Origin of the sequence: Brevibacterium sp. (assembly GCF_022712115.1) — a bacterium.
In the GTDB taxonomy this organism is placed as follows: domain Bacteria; phylum Actinomycetota; class Actinomycetes; order Actinomycetales; family Brevibacteriaceae; genus Brevibacterium; species Brevibacterium salitolerans.
The window spans coordinates 1-14283 of record NZ_JALAHB010000256.1 but is presented as its reverse complement, the minus strand read 5'-3'; the positions used below and the strand labels follow the sequence as shown (position 1 = coordinate 14283).

Genomic DNA, 14283 nt, shown 5'->3' with positions numbered 1-14283 from the left:
GAGCCGGCTCTTGTGGTCGGAGGACTGGCGGTGGACAATGTATTACATGTCGGACACCATCTCGCTTCGCCTGCCGGCGGATCTCAACGACCGCCTGAACCGGCTCGCTGAATCGACGCAGCGACCCAAGTCCTTTTACGTGCGTGAGGCGCTGGAAGAGCACCTGAGCGGCATCGAGTGGGCCTACGATCTTGCTGCGCATGCAGAAGCCGCCCGCGCAGGCGTTGCTGAAACCGGCCCCCTGGACGAACTGACACGCGAGCTCGGGTTCGATCCGGAGGAGCTGCGCGCTGAGGCGCGTGCCGAGGCCGCCGAGTAACCGCCGCGCACCACTCCATCATGACCTACGACGTGATCCGCACCCATAAGTTCGACAAGGCTCTGAGCAAGCTGGACCGGCACGTGCAGCGGCGGATCCTCGTCAAGCTCTACGGGCTCTGCACACTGGAAGATCCTTCTGTGCGGTGCAAACCGATGACTGGGCCCCTCGAAGGCCTCTGGCACATTCGGACTGGCGACTACCGGACGATCATCGATATGCGCCGGGGCGAATTGGCCATCGTCGCACTTGATACAGACCACCGGAGCGCAATCTACGAAGGCTGACACTGCTGCGGCCCTCGTGCCTGCCAGTCGCCCACAGACCGATCGAAACAGCAGTCGTGCCACCGCCACCACCCTCGCCGCCACCCAGCATCCCGCACCCAGAATCCTCGGAGAGAATGGGAGGATGCCGCAGACCTCGGGTTCCTCAGCCCCCGCCTCCGCCCTCGCCCGGTTCCTGCCGCCCGTCCTCCTCCTGGCGCTCATGTGGGTCGTCGAGGCGGCCGATGCCGTCCTGCCCGGCAGCTTCGAGGTCTTCGGCATCCGCGCCTGGGACGTGACTCATCTGCAGGGCATCCTCCTCGCACCGCTGCTCCACTCCACGTGGAGCCATCTCATCGCCAACTCCGTCCCGTTCCTCGTGCTCGGGATCCTGGTCGCCGCCGAGGGCGGGCGCCGCTTCTGGGCCGTGACGGCGATCGTCGCCCTGGTGGGCGGAGTGGGCCCCTGGCTGCTCGCCGTGCCGGGCACCGTCACGGTGGGGGCCTCGGGCCTGGTCTTCGGCTATTTCGCCTACCTGCTGGTGAGGGTGAAGCGCACGCCGCCGGGCGGGCGGCGCGTCCTGCAGATCGTCATCGCGGTGCTCGTCGTCGCGGTCTACGGCGGCTCGATGCTCACCGGCGTGCTGCCCGTGAGCCCCGGAGTCTCCTGGCAGGGGCATCTGTCCGGCGCAGTGGGAGGGGTGTGTGCGGGACTGCTCCTGAGGCGTTCCGGAGCGCCGCGGCCGGCGCGTAGCATGCGGGCATGACTGCCGAACAGGGACGGACACCGGAGCAGGACCAGCAGGAGAACGCGTACCGGAGCCAGCGACTCCTGGACGCGCTCGCGCAGGCGGGCCTCGAGGACTGGCAGGTGCTTCCCGGGTCCATCCGGGCGCGCTTCGCCACCGGGAACTTCGCCGCCGGCCTCGCCCTCGCCCAGAAGATCGGCGACGCGGCGGAGGCAGCGAACCACCACCCGGATCTGACGCTCACGTACCCGCACCTCGATGTGCGCCTCACCAGCCATGACACCGGTGCGGTGACGGACCGGGACCTCGGTCTCGCCGCGCGGATCAGCGCGCTCGCCCGGGAGGCGGGGGTGGCTGCGCTCCCCGCGGCGCCTGCCGTCATGGAACTCGGACTGGACACCGCGCGCAGGGACGAGATCCTCCCGTTCTGGTCCGCACTCCTCACCGGGGAACCGGATCGCCTCACCGGCGGGGAGGTCGTCGACCCCAGCGGTCAGCTCCCCACTCTGTGGTTCCAGGACTGCGAGCCCCACGAGGTTCCGCACCAGCGCCTGCACGTGGACCTCTGGCTGCCCGAGGCCGTCGCACCGGCGCGCATCCGTGCAGTTGTGGACGCAGGTGGGCGGGTCGCCGATGACTCCCAGGCCCCCAGCTTCACCGTGCTCGAGGATGCGGACGGCAACCGCGCCTGCATCTGCACAGCCGCCTCACGGTAAGGCTGCACCGGCGATTCCGCAGCGGGTGCACCGGCCCTTCCGGGCTGGTGCAGCAGCCGTTCCGGGCAGCCCCGGCGGCAGGAGAGTGAGGCGGCGGCTCAGGACGGGACGCCTGCGCGTCAGTTCCCCTCAGCCGCGGCTGTGGAAGCGCTGCTGTGCGGCTTCGAGGCCTTCCGCCGTGAGCTGCTCCACGGCGTCGGCGAGATCGGAGACGAAGATCGGCAGGGTCTGCTGCTCGTCCTTGGAGAAGCGGGCCAGCACGTAGTCGGCTGTGTCCATGCGCCCCGGCGGCCTGCCCACCCCTGCTCGCAGCCGCAGGTAGTCCCTGGTCCCGAGGTGCCGGGTGAGCGAGCGGAGGCCGTTGTGACCGCCTTCTCCCCCGCCGCGTTTGAGCCGGACCGTGTCGAAGTCGAGGTCCACGTCGTCGTGGACGGCGATGACGTGGGAGGCGGGGATCGAATGGAAGCGTGCGAGGGCGCCCGCCGCCTGTCCGGACTCATTCATGTACGCGGCGGCGCGCATGAGGACCGCCCGCGGTCCCGGCAGCCCGCCGCTGCCGGGCAGCCGCCCGCTCGCCGCGGTCGCCTGGAAGCGCGTCTTCGTGAGGGCCGCACCCATGCGCTCCAGCAGCTCGTCGACCACGAGATAGCCGATGTTGTGCCGCGTCCCGGCGTAGCGGGAGCCGGGATTGCCCAGCCCCACGATCAGCCACGTGTCCTCCGCCATCTGCCCGTCCTCTCCCCCGTTGCTGTCTCTCCCGGAACTGCCGGTGCTTCTGCACCCGCCCGCGTCCGGATGCCGTCTCCGCCGCGATCACTGCAGAGGAGGCCTCACGGCTGAGGGGCGGGACCGTGCGGCCCCGCCCCTCAGCGGTGTGCGATCACGCAGCCGGGCGCTGTTCCGCCGGCCGCGAGCGGCTCACTCCTTGTCGGCGGGTTCCGCCGGGCCCTCGTCCTCCTGCGAAGCGGGGACGGCGTCACCCTCGACCGCGTCGGACTCGAGCTCGGCCTCGAGCTGCGCCTCGGAGATCTCGGCGGAGACGTTGACGACGAGCAGCTCCGGGTCGCCCGCGAGCGTCGTGCCCTTGGGCAGCACCACATCGGCGGCGTAGACGTGCTCGCCTGCCTCGCGGCCCTCGATGCTGACCTCGACGTGCTCAGGCAGCTTGAGGGCGTCGGCCTCGAGCAGCAGGGTGGTGGCCTCGTGGGAGACCAGCGTGCCGGGGGCGGCCTCGCCCACGACGTGCACGGGGATCTCGACCTCGACCTTCTCGCCGCGCTTGACGATGATGAGGTCGACGTGCTCGATCTCACGGGAGACCGGGTGCACCTGGACGTCCTTGGGGAGCGCGAGCTCGTTGCGGGTACCCTCGGCGTTCTCGAGCTCCAGCAGGGCATTGGCGTTGCGCAGCGCGAGCATGGTGGCGTGGCCCTCGAGCAGCAGGTGCTCCGGCTCCGTGCCGTGGCCGTAGAGGACTGCGGGGATCTTGCCCGCGCGGCGGTCGCGGCGCGACGCTCCCTTGCCGAACTCCTCGCGCTTCGCGGCGAGCAGCTTGATGGTGTCAGCCATTGTCTTCTCCTTCGTGGTGACGGGACCACGGCGGACGCTGCTCGTGGAACCGCACCTGCACCGGCGAACGGCCGGGAGGAGGCTGAGAGCACCGCGTCGATCACGGAAGCCATGTGGGCTTCCCTCGCCGAGGCAACCCCACAAGGATACGCGCACTGCCCCGCCACGCCAAACGGGCCTTCACACCGGCTCCACGACCTCCACAACGCTTTCAAGCCCTTGGAAGTCGGCCGCGTTGAGCGTAAGCAACAGCACATCATTCGCGGCCGCCGCAGCAGCGATCATGCGATCCCTCATGTGGGCACGAGGCCGCCCACCATGCCTCACGACTGCCTGGAGTATGAGGCCCAAGCTGCGAGCAGCGCCTCCATCGAACGGCAACCCCTCACCGAAGAGCGATGCCGCCTGCTCAGCGATGGACAGAAAGCAGACGAATATCTGGAGTCCGCACCGCACGGGGCATCCTCGTCCCCACGCTTCCCGACCCGCAGACGCGGCGAGACCCCGTCCCGGCGCATGCCGGAACGGGGTCTCGGGCCCTCCGCACGGAGCGGAGGCGCACAGCAGGGATGCTCAGATGTCGAAGAGGCTCGTGACGGAGCCGTCCTCGAACACCTCGTGCACGGCACGCGCGAGCAGCGGGGCGATCGAGAGCACCGTGAGCTTGTCGAAGTGCTTCTCGTCCTCGATCGGGAGGGTGTTCGTGACGATGACCTCCTCCGCCACGGAGCTCGACAGGCGCTCCACCGCGGGGCCGGAGAACACGGCGTGCGTGGAGACGATGATGACGCCCTTCGCACCGGCCGCCATGCACGCCTCGGCGGCCTGGACGATGGTCCCGCCCGTGTCGATCATGTCGTCGACGAGCACGCAGGTGCGGCCCTCGACCTCGCCCACCACGCGGTTGGCCTTCGTCTCGTTGGGCCGGGTGATGTCGCGGGTCTTGTGGATGAAGGCCAGCGGCACGCCCCCCAGGGAGGCGGACCAGTTCTCGGCCACCTTGATGCGCCCGGCGTCCGGGGAGACCACGGCGAGATCGCCGGGATAGTTCCGCTTGACGTAGTCGGAGAGGATCGGCATCGCCACGAGGTGGTCGACGGGGCCGTCGAAGAAGCCCTGGATCTGCGCGGTGTGGAGATCGACCGTGATGAGGCGGTCCGCGCCGGCGGTCTTGAACAGGTCCGCCATGAGGCGGGCGGAGATGGGCTCGCGGCCGCGGTGCTTCTTGTCCTGCCGGGCGTAGGGGAAGAACGGGGCGATCACCGTGATCCGCTTGGCGGAGGCCCGCTTGAGCGCGTCCACCATGATGAGCTGCTCCATGACCCACTCGTTGATGGGCGCGGAGTGGGACTGCATGACGAAGACGTCGCAGCCGCGCACGGACTCGCCGAACCGCACGTAGATCTCGCCGTTGGCGAAGTTGTAGACGTCAGTCTCCAGGAGCTCGGTGCCGAGGCTCTCGGCGACCTGCTGGGCGAGCTCCTGGTTGGAGCGTCCGGCGACGAGGACGAGCTTCTTCTCGCCTGCTGTGGTGATCGACTTCACGATCGGGACTCCTTATCCGCGGTGGGACCTTCGCTGTCCGCGGCCAGCTGGGCCGCCTGTGCCGCAGGGGTGCCCGGTCGCTTACGCACGACCCACCCTTCGATGTTGCGCTGCCGGCCTTCCCTGATGGCCAGCGCCCCTGCAGGAACATCTTCGGTGATCACCGCGCCGGCACCGGAATAGGCGCCGTCGCCCACCTCCACGGGGGCGATGTACATGGTGTCCGAGCCCATTCGCACGTGCGAGCCGATCGTCGTGCGGTGCTTGTTCACGCCGTCGTAGTTGACGAACACGGAGGAGGCCCCGATGTTGGACTGTTCGCCGATCGTCGCATCCCCCACATAGGTGAGGTGCGGAACCTTGGACCCGGCGCCGATCTGCGCGTTCTTCGTCTCGACGAAGGTGCCGATCTTGCCCTCCGGACCCAGCTCCGTGCCCGGGCGCAGGTAGGCGAAGGGACCCACCGAGGCGCCCGCGCCGATCACCGCGAGCGAACCGTGGGTGCGGATCACCTGTGCGCCCTCGCCCACCTCGGTGTCCGCCAGCGTCGTGTCCGGGCCGATCACCGCGCCCGTGGCGATGTCGCACGCTCCGTGCAGCTGCACGCCCGGGAGCACCGTCACGTCCGGGGCGATGACGACGTCTGCGTCGATCCACGTCGTCTCCGGGTCCACCACCGTGACGCCGGCGCGCATGTGGGCGACCACGATCCGGTGGTTGAGCTCCCGGCCCAGCTGCGCGAGCTGCACGCGGTCGTTCGCCCCCTCGACCTGCCACACGTCCTCGGTGGTGAAGGCGGCCACGCGGGAGCCCGCCTCGCGCTCGATCCCGATGACGTCCGTGAGGTACTTCTCCCCCTGGGCGTTCTCGGTGCTCACCTGGGCGAGCGCACGGCGCAGGGCCGCGAGGTCGAAGGCATAGATGCCGGAGTTGATCTCGGTGATGGCCCGGACCGCGTCGTCCGCGTCCTTCTCCTCGACGATGCGTTCGAGGCCCCCTGCGGCGTCACGCACGATCCGGCCGTAGCCGTGGGGATCGCTCACCTGTGCGGACAGTACGGTGACGGCGTTGCCCTGCTCCTCGTGGTGGGCGATGAGCTGTTCGAGGGTCGCGGTCGTGAGCAGGGGGACGTCCCCGTAGGTGACGACCACGGTGCCGGAGAGGGACTCCGGGAGCTGCGTGAGGGCGCATTCGGCGGCGCGGCCGGTGCCCGGGACGTGGTCCTGGTCCGCGATGAGCACGGAGCGCCGGACGGAGGCGGAGACGTGCTCCACGTGGGCCGCGACCTGCTCGCGGGCGTGGCGCAGGACCACCACGAGGTGCTCGGGCTCGGTGCCGGCCGCCGCGCTGATCGCGTGATGGAGGAGGGAGCGCCCGGCGATGGGGTGCATCACCTTGGGCGTCGCGGACTTCATCCTGGTGCCTTCGCCTGCGGCGAGGACGATCACCGCTGCCGGAGAGTGGTCCGCCATATGCTCTAAAGCTCCTCGTGGATCGGTTTCGCTGCGTGGTGCGCACTGCCGCACCCCGCGGCCGGCGGAGGAGTTCCGCCCCTAGGACTCGAACCTAGACTGCACGGCTCCAAAGGCCGGCGTGCTGCCATTACACCAGGGCGGACTGCGCGGGGCCGCCCAGCACCGGGTGCAATCCTGCCACTAGACTCAGCGCTATGGAAATCCTCCGTCTCATCCTCCTCTTCCTGCACCTGCTCGGCATGGCTCTCATCATCGGCGGCTACTTCGCCAATGTGAAGGCCCCGCGGGTCATCCCCGGCATGCTGCACGCCTCGTTCCTCCAGCTCCTCACCGGCCTCGCACTGGTGGGCGTCGCGGAGATGGGACCGGGAGATGTCGATCACGCGAAGATCGCTGTGAAGCTCGTCCTCGCCCTCGCGGTGACGGTCCTCGCCCTGCTGGGCAACCGCCGGGAGAAGGCCGCACCGGGAGAGGGAACCTCCGCGGGGCTCGCCCACGGCACTGTCGTCGCTGCCGTCGCCGCCGTCGCGGTCGCGGTCTTCTGGACCTGAGCGTCCACCCCGCGCTGAACCGCCCTCTCTCCTTCCCCGCAGCCCGGACGCCTCGTGCCTCCGGGCTGCGTCCGTCCCCGCTGATAGGTTCGTGAGCACTATGAGTTCGCCGTTCGACTTCCTCTCCGCTCTCACCGGCCCCGCACACCCGGACGCCGCGCCCGCAGACGCTCCGCCGGCAGCCGCAGGCTCCGCCGGAGACCCCGCGGAGACCGCCGTCGGTCATGCCCCCGGCCCTGCGGGTGCCGCCTCCGGTGCGGACGCTCTGCTGGACGGGCTCAATCCCGCGCAGCGGGAGGCGGTCCTCCACACGGGCTCGCCGCTGCTGATCGTGGCGGGCGCCGGCTCCGGGAAGACGAGCGTGCTCACGCGCCGGATCGCCTATGCCCTGCGCACCGGACGGGCACGGCCCGGCGAGGTCCTCGCCATCACCTTCACGAACAAGGCCGCGAAGGAGATGCAGGAGCGCGTCGCCTCCCTGGTGGGGCCCGCCGCGCGCAGCATGTGGATCTCCACCTTCCACTCCGCCTGCGTGCGGATACTGCGGCGCGAGGCCGCCACGCTCGGCATGAAGTCGAACTTCACGATCTACGACGCACAGGACTCCCTGCGCCTCATCACGCAGGTGGCGAGGGAGGCGGACCTCGACCCCAAGAAGCACCCGCCCCGGGCCCTGCGCAGCCGCATCTCGAACCTCAAGAACGACCTCCTCACGCCGGAGGACTTCGCCGCGACCGCGGGTGAGCGTGCCCACGAGGCGGAGGTCGCAGACGTCTACCGCCGCTACCAGGAGCGGCTGCGGCGGGCCAATGCGCTGGACTTCGACGACATCATCATGGAGACCGTCCACCTGCTGGAGGCCTTCGAGGCGCTCGCGCAGAACTACCGCGCCCGGTTCCGGCACATCCTCGTCGACGAGTACCAGGACACGAATCCCGCGCAGTACCGCCTCATCCGTGCTCTCGCGGGAGCGGATCTGCCCGCGCCCACAGGAGAGCTCACGGTGGTGGGCGACGCGGACCAGTCCATCTACGCCTTCCGCGGGGCGACGGTGCGCAACATCGTCGAGTTCGAGAAGGACTTCCCGCAGGCGCGCACCATCCTGCTGGAGCAGAACTACCGCTCGACCCAGACGATCCTCTCCGCGGCCAATGCCGTCATCTCCCACAACCCGGACAGGCGGGAGAAGAGGCTGTGGACGGACCGGGGCGACGGCGACAAGGTGACAGGCTGGGTCGCGGAGACGGAGCAGGCGGAGGCGCGCTTCGTCGTGGAGCGCATCGACGAGCTCCGGGACGAGCACGGGCTGAGCTACGGCGACTTCGCGGTGTTCTACCGGACCAACGCCCAGTCCCGTGCGATCGAGGACGCGCTGGTGCGGGCCGGCATGCCCTACCGCGTGGTGGGCGGCACCCGATTCTACGAACGCAAGGAGATCAAGGACGCGCTCGCCTATCTGCGCGCCGTGGCGAACCCGGCGGACGACGTGAACCTGCGCCGCGTGCTCAACGAGCCCAAGCGCGGGATCGGCGATCGCACGGAGGCCCTCGTCGCCGCACACGCGGAACGCGAACGGACGGACTTCCGCACCGCGCTGGAGGACGCGGAGAACGCGATCGGCATCACCTCGCGCTCCCTCGGCCCCATCCGCACCTTCCTCACCCTCATGGCGGATCTGCAGGGCGTGGCCGAGGCCGGCGGGGTGGCACCCGTGCTCGAGGCCGCCCTGGAGCAGAGCGGGTACCTCGCCTCGCTCTCCCAGTCGACGGACCCGCAGGACGAATCACGCGTGGACAACCTGGCGGAGCTGGTGGCGGTCGCGGAGCAGTTCGATGCGCAGCACGAGGGCGAGGGCACCCTGGACGAGTTCCTCGAGGCGGTCTCACTCTCCTCGGACTCGGACTCCCTGCCGGACGAGGACGGCGGCGAGGTCACCCTCATGACCCTGCACACCGCGAAGGGCCTGGAGTTCCCGGTGGTGTTCCTCACCGGCATGGAGGACGGGGCGTTCCCGCACCAGCGCTCCTTCACCTCCTCCCAGGAGATGTCCGAGGAGCGCCGGCTGGCCTACGTGGGGCTCACCCGCGCCAAGCGCAAGCTCCTCCTCACGCGGGCGGAGACGCGCAGCCAGTGGGGCCAGCCGCAGTACAACCCGCCCAGCCGCTTCCTCGCGGAGATCCCGGAAGCGCTGATCGACTGGGAGTCGACCGGCTCCGGCGGGATCGGCGGCCTCGGCGCGGGCGGCGCGGGTGCGTACGGCGCGGCCTACGGCGGAGGAGGGTCCACGGGTGGTGCGGACCGGCTGTTCGGCGCTGCCGCCTCGGGAGGCTTCGGGGGTGCGGGCGGCAGCCGGAGCGCGAGCGCCTCGAGCCGGCCGGGCACCGGCTTCCCCAACCGCATCCGGCCGCAGCGCGAGATGGTGTCCGTGGAGGCCGGCGATCGCGTCTCCCACGACTCCTTCGGACTCGGCACCGTCGTGGAGGTCAACGGCGCCGGGGACAAGACGGTCGCGGTCGTGGACTTCGGTTCGGAGGGCACCAAGCGTCTCCTCATGCGCTACGCCCCGGTGGAGAAGCTCTGAGGACTCCCGTTCACGGCGAAGGCCGGTTCCCGCGCAGGGGACCGGCCTTCTCTTGTGGTGTGCGACCTCTCAGGGGCGGGAGTCCGCCTGCCCGCCGTCGGCACCGCGGTTGCCGATCTTCTCGTCGGCCGCGTCACGGCCCTTCTGGATCTGCTCGGTGTACTTGCCGCCGGTCAGCTTGTCCGCGGCCGCGGCGGCCTTGTCCAGACCCGTGTCCGTGATCTGCTCCGCCTTGTCCGAGTTGAGAGCGTCCTTGGCCTTGTTCGCAATGTCGCCGAATCCCATGCGGCACCTCCTGTCGGCTGGGGACCGCCTTCGTCCGGCGGCTTCACCCCCGAGCCTTCCAGGCCGCGGGCACCGGCGCAACGGTCGGCGTCGCCGGCCCCACGATCTGCGGGCATCTCGCGCGGATCGCACAGGGGCCTCACAGACTGCCCCGGTCCCGCCGTCCCGCTCAGCCCGGAACCGTGACGGTCAGCAGGGCGAGCAGCACCGCGACGGCGAACAGGAGCGTCGCATCGAAACCGCGGTCGCGGTTGCGCACCGTGGCCGCCCATTCGTCGCCCAGGAGGCGGAGCACGCCCATCCCCGCAGGCACCGCGGCCAGCACTCCCCCCGTGAGGCGGAAGCTCACCGGGGACAGCGCAAGGGCCAGCAGGATCGCGAGGAGGACCGCGAGCATCACCCAGTCGCGGCGGGTGGGATCCGAGTACCGCCGCTTCCAGTAGATCCAGCGCTTGGAGAACCAGCCCCTGCCGCGGCCGGTGCGCGGCAGGGACGCCCTCACGTGGCGCGGATGCTCAGTGGAAGAAATGACGCGACCCCGTCACGTACATCGTCACCCCGGCTGCCTGTGCCGCCGCGACGACCTCCTCGTCCCGGATGGAGCCGCCGGGCTGCACGATCGCCTTCACGCCTGCGTCGAAGAGGACCTGGGGGCCGTCTGCGAAGGGGAAGAACGCATCGGAGGCGCACACGGAGCCCGCAGCCCTCTCCTCACCGGCGCGCTCGACGGCGAGCCTGGCGGAATCGACGCGGTTGACCTGGCCCATGCCCACGCCCACGGCCGCGCCGTCCTTCGCCAGCAGGATGGCGTTGGACTTCACGGCGCGGCAGGCACGCCAGGCGAACGAGAGATCCGCGAGCGTCTGCACGTCCGCGGCCTCGCCGGCCACCAGCGTCCAGTTCTCCGGCGCATCGCCCTCGGCCTGGAGCAGATCGCGCTCCTGCACGAGGAAGCCTCCGGAGATGGGCTTGAGCTCCGTGATCTCGCGCTCCACCTCGCCCAGCTGCAGCAGGCGCAGGTTCTTCTTCGTCCGCAGGAGTTCGAGCGCGTCCGCGGCGAAGGAGGGAGCGGCGAGCACCTCCGTGAAGATCGGCTTGACGGATTCCGCCATGGCCAGCGTGACCTCGCGATTGGCGGCGATCACCCCGCCGTAGGCGGAGACGGGGTCCGTGGCGTGCGCACGCCGGTGCGCCTGTGCGATGTCCTCGCCCACGGCGATACCGCAGGGGTTGGCGTGCTTGATGATCGCCACGGCCGGCTCCGCGAAGTCATAGGCGGCGCGGATGGCCGCGTCGATGTCCTGGTAGTTGTTGAAGGACATCTCCTTGCCGCCCAGCTGCACGGCGTTCGCCGTGCCTCCCGCGCCCGGCAGAGCATGGACGGCGGCCGCCTGATGCGGGTTCTCGCCGTAGCGCAGATCAGCGGTCTTCTCCCCGGCCAGACCGGCGAAGGCCGGGAGTGCGGACTCCGCCGCGGTCTGTTCCGCCAGCCAGGAGGCCACGGCGACGTCGTAGGCGGCGGTGTGGGCGAAGGCCTCGGCCGCGAGCTGTGTGCGGCGGTCCAGGCCGAAGCCCTCCCCCGCGGCCGCCTCGACGACCTCCGCGTAGGTCTCCGGGCGGGTGACGACGGCCACGCTGGGATGGTTCTTCGCCGCCGCGCGGACCATCGAGGGGCCCCCGATGTCGATCTGCTCGACGCACTCGTCGAAGCCCGCACCGGAGGCCACCGTCTGCGTGAAGGGATAGAGGTTGACGACCACCAGGTCGAAGCCCTCCACACCCAGCTCCTCCAGCTGGGCGAGGTGGTCCGGCTTGCGGGTGTCGGCGAGGATGCCGGCGTGCACGCGGGGATGCAGGGTCTTCACCCGCCCCTCCAGGCATTCGGGGAAGCCGGTGAGCTCCTCGACCGGCGTGACCGGCACGCCGGAATCGGCGATGCGCGCGGCGGTGGAGCCCGTGGAGACGATCGTGACGCCGGCGGCGTGCAGACCGCGGGCCAGCTCCTCCAGACCTGTCTTGTCGTAGACGCTGATGAGGGCGCGGCGGATGGGGCGGGCTGCGTTCACGGTCTTCTGTCCTCCTGGAACTCGCGGATCCGGCTGTCTGGTGTGTGTCCCGCACGGCTGCCGGGGCGTCGTGCGGGGAGCATGGGTGGCGGGAGCGGGCCTACTCGACGGGGCTCCATCCCGTCACCCTCCGGCCCTCCACCCTGAGGCCGGCGGAGGCGAGGTGGCCCAGCAGCTCGACGAGGCGGGCCCGCTCCACGGCGCGGATCCGCTCGTGGAGCGAGTCCTCGTCGTCGTCCTCCCGGATCGGCACGGGGAACTGCGCGATGACGGGCCCGGTGTCCGTGCCCGCGTCGACGAGGTGGATCGTCGTGCCGGTGACCTTCACCCCGTAGGCGAGCGCGTCCCTGACGCCGTGGGCGCCGGGGAAGGACGGCAGCAGAGCAGGGTGGGTGTTGATGATGCGGTGGGCGAAGCGGTCCACGAACTCCTCGCCGAGGATGCGCATGAAACCGGCCGAGACCACCCAGTCAGGGGCGTAGGCGGCCACGGCCGCCGTGAGCGCCGAGTTCCAGGCGGAGCGGTCCGCATGCTCCGCAGGTGGGACCGCGAAGGTCTCGACCCCCGCCGCGCGCGCACGGTCGAGCACCTGCGCCCGGGGGCGGTCCGAACCGACGGCGACGACGTCGACGCCGGTCCCCGTGCCGGCATGGGCATCGAGGACGGCCTGGGTGAGGGTTCCGGAACCGGAGGCAAGGAGTACGCAGCGCACGGGCCACAGTCTAGACGGCCGCGTCCCCGTCGGCCCGCCGCGTCCGGGACGGAGCAGGATGTGGGAGACTGATCCGGTGAGCACACCGAACAGGACCGACGAAGACCGCACCCGCACCCCGGGCACGGAGGATCCCGGCACGGGAGGGACACCGGAGCCCACCGGCCCCCAGAAGCGGGCCGTGAAACTGGGCCTCGTCCTCACGCTGCTCCTCGCCGGCGCGGTGCTCACCTCCCTGCTGCCGCTGCCCTTCGTCATCGTCTCCGGCGTGCTCGCCGTGGCCGCGATCGTCTGCGCGGTCATGAGCATCGTCGCCGGCGTGCGCGCCGGGAACGCCGCGCAGGCGATCGTCACCGGCGTCATCGGCATCCTCGTGGCCGGATACGTCCTCGTCTCCGCTGCGTCCACGGCGGCGATCTGGCCGCTGCGCCAGGAGTTCGAGGACTGCGTCTCGCACGCACTCACCGAACAGGCGCAGGCGACCTGCCAGAACGACTACAGCAGCGGTGTGGCGGACTGGTTCGAGAAGCTCACCGGTCAGCCCCTCCCCGGCTCGCAGAGCTGACCCGGCGCCTCACTCCTCGCCCCTGCGTTCGGCGAGCAGGCGCAGCCCCCACACCGCCGCCGCACCCACCGCCGCGCAGGCGGTGAGCAGGGCGGTCATGAGCAGGACCGGCGCGCCGAACTGCTCCAGCCCCTCCGGACCGATCCCGCCGCGGGAGAACAGCGCACCGGCACCGGCCGAGACGCACATGAGCGCCGTGTGGACGACGAGCGTCCGCCAGTCCAGCCCGTCCGTCCACTCCCTCCTCGCCGCCGCGGCGAGGACGGCGGCGAGGACCGGCGCCACGACGAGGAAGCCGCACCACGCCGGCGGATCGGCCGGCACCAGGGCGAGCACCGGGACCGCCGGCACCGGCCCCTCGAAGCCCGCGGACGGTGAGGCGAGCACCGTCGAGGACATCCAGATCCCCGCACCGGAGGCCCACGAGAGCGCCAGCAGGCCGATGGTCGGGGCGAAGGCCAGCTGCACCAGGGTGAGCCCCACGGCCGCGGCCGCCGGATCGGAGTAGGCGTCGAGGGCCGTGCCCACCGCTGTGCGGCCCAGCACGAGCCCGGTGCCCACGAGCAGGAGGGCGAGGATGCCGAAGGCGACCCAGGTGCGGCCGGTCAGCCGCAGCCCGCGCAGCGCGGCCGCCGCCCAGTCCTCGCCCACGCGCGGCTCCGCCCAGCCGGTGAGCCGGTGCGCCCACGCGGCCTCGGCACCGGGATCCCGCCGCACCCGGCCCGGGGGCTGCTCTCTGCGAGCCGCGCGGCGCGCCCGGCGCTCCGCCCTGCGCTCACGACGCGAGCGCGCCGGTCGGAGGAAGGCGAGCAGGCCGGCGCACAGCAGGACCGTCAGGAAGCGGGCGGTGCCGAGCGGGCCGGCGGCGCAGGCGCCCACGAGCAG

The 14283-nt window shown here is 70.9% G+C and carries 16 protein-coding genes and 1 tRNA gene; 7 read left to right on the top strand and 10 right to left on the bottom strand.

All coding sequences use genetic code 11. The annotated features are described in order from the left end of the window. Window positions 1–46: 46 nt before the first annotated feature. The 4 genes from Q0A33_RS15245 (at window position 47) to Q0A33_RS15230 (ending at window position 2049) form a co-directional block, all read left to right on the top strand. Window positions 47–319, top strand: a complete 273-nt coding sequence (locus Q0A33_RS15245) for a ribbon-helix-helix domain-containing protein (protein ID WP_291798761.1) — start codon at window positions 47–49, stop codon at window positions 317–319. A gap of 20 nt (window positions 320–339) precedes the next feature. Then, entirely contained in the window at window positions 340–606 is a 267-nt protein-coding gene (locus Q0A33_RS15240; RefSeq protein ID WP_291798758.1) for a type II toxin-antitoxin system RelE/ParE family toxin, read from the top strand. 124 nt (window positions 607–730) lie between these two features. Beyond that, window positions 731–1351: a rhomboid family intramembrane serine protease gene (locus tag Q0A33_RS15235; protein WP_291798755.1), complete on the top strand. Its 621-nt coding sequence runs from the start codon at window positions 731–733 to the stop codon at window positions 1349–1351. Next, on the top strand, window positions 1348–2049 hold the full coding sequence (locus Q0A33_RS15230; RefSeq protein WP_291798752.1) for a 4a-hydroxytetrahydrobiopterin dehydratase: 702 nt from the start codon (window positions 1348–1350) through the stop codon (window positions 2047–2049). The genes Q0A33_RS15235 and Q0A33_RS15230 overlap by 4 nt, the downstream gene beginning before the upstream one ends. A gap of 129 nt (window positions 2050–2178) precedes the next feature. Here Q0A33_RS15230 and pth read toward each other — a convergent pair whose 3' ends face one another. The 5 genes from pth to Q0A33_RS15205 all read right to left on the bottom strand — a co-directional run bounded on the left by pth (window position 2179) and on the right by Q0A33_RS15205 (window position 6780). Then, the gene (pth, locus tag Q0A33_RS15225; RefSeq protein ID WP_291798749.1) at window positions 2179–2775 is read right to left on the bottom strand and encodes an aminoacyl-tRNA hydrolase; all 597 of its coding nucleotides are present in this window, start codon (window positions 2773–2775) and stop codon (window positions 2179–2181) included. Window positions 2776–2967: 192 nt separating this feature from the next. After that, on the bottom strand, window positions 2968–3618 hold the full coding sequence (locus tag Q0A33_RS15220; protein WP_291798746.1) for a 50S ribosomal protein L25/general stress protein Ctc: 651 nt from the start codon (window positions 3616–3618) through the stop codon (window positions 2968–2970). 573 nt (window positions 3619–4191) lie between these two features. After that, a complete protein-coding gene (locus tag Q0A33_RS15215) occupies window positions 4192–5163 on the bottom strand; it encodes a ribose-phosphate diphosphokinase (protein ID WP_291798743.1) in 972 nt (323 codons plus the stop codon). Beyond that, window positions 5160–6635 carry a bifunctional UDP-N-acetylglucosamine diphosphorylase/glucosamine-1-phosphate N-acetyltransferase GlmU gene (glmU, locus tag Q0A33_RS15210; protein ID WP_291798741.1) on the bottom strand — a complete coding sequence of 492 codons (1476 nt, stop codon included), beginning with the start codon at window positions 6633–6635 and terminating at the stop codon, window positions 5160–5162. The genes Q0A33_RS15215 and glmU overlap by 4 nt, the downstream gene beginning before the upstream one ends. Window positions 6636–6708: 73 nt before the next feature. Then, window positions 6709–6780: transfer RNA gene (locus Q0A33_RS15205), tRNA-Gln, on the bottom strand. A gap of 52 nt (window positions 6781–6832) precedes the next feature. Between Q0A33_RS15205 and Q0A33_RS15200 the strand changes: the two genes are divergently transcribed. Both Q0A33_RS15200 and pcrA read left to right on the top strand, forming a co-directional pair. After that, window positions 6833–7189 (top strand): hypothetical protein, encoded by a 357-nt coding sequence (locus tag Q0A33_RS15200; protein ID WP_291798739.1) that lies wholly within the window; start codon window positions 6833–6835, stop codon window positions 7187–7189. 100 nt (window positions 7190–7289) lie between these two features. Next, entirely contained in the window at window positions 7290–9770 is a 2481-nt protein-coding gene (pcrA, locus tag Q0A33_RS15195) for a DNA helicase PcrA (protein WP_291798736.1), read from the top strand. 69 nt (window positions 9771–9839) lie between these two features. Here pcrA and Q0A33_RS15190 read toward each other — a convergent pair whose 3' ends face one another. The 4 genes from Q0A33_RS15190 to purN form a co-directional block, all read right to left on the bottom strand. Further along, window positions 9840–10055: an Rv0909 family putative TA system antitoxin gene (locus Q0A33_RS15190; protein WP_291798733.1), complete on the bottom strand. Its 216-nt coding sequence runs from the start codon at window positions 10053–10055 to the stop codon at window positions 9840–9842. Between the two features lie 169 nt (window positions 10056–10224). After that, window positions 10225–10557 (bottom strand): hypothetical protein, encoded by a 333-nt coding sequence (locus Q0A33_RS15185; RefSeq protein ID WP_291798730.1) that lies wholly within the window; start codon window positions 10555–10557, stop codon window positions 10225–10227. 13 nt (window positions 10558–10570) lie between these two features. Continuing rightward, window positions 10571–12121 carry a bifunctional phosphoribosylaminoimidazolecarboxamide formyltransferase/IMP cyclohydrolase gene (purH, locus tag Q0A33_RS15180; protein WP_291798727.1) on the bottom strand — a complete coding sequence of 517 codons (1551 nt, stop codon included), beginning with the start codon at window positions 12119–12121 and terminating at the stop codon, window positions 10571–10573. A gap of 100 nt (window positions 12122–12221) precedes the next feature. Beyond that, window positions 12222–12833, bottom strand: a complete 612-nt coding sequence (gene purN, locus Q0A33_RS15175) for a phosphoribosylglycinamide formyltransferase (protein ID WP_291798724.1) — start codon at window positions 12831–12833, stop codon at window positions 12222–12224. 76 nt (window positions 12834–12909) lie between these two features. On the opposite strand from purN, the gene Q0A33_RS15170 reads away from it, so the two are divergent. Then, entirely contained in the window at window positions 12910–13398 is a 489-nt protein-coding gene (locus Q0A33_RS15170; RefSeq protein ID WP_291798721.1) for a hypothetical protein, read from the top strand. Window positions 13399–13407: 9 nt separating this feature from the next. Here Q0A33_RS15170 and Q0A33_RS15165 read toward each other — a convergent pair. Further along, window positions 13408–14283, bottom strand: an 876-nt coding sequence (locus Q0A33_RS15165; RefSeq protein ID WP_291798719.1) for a DUF6350 family protein, incomplete at its 5' end; no start/stop codon positions are given.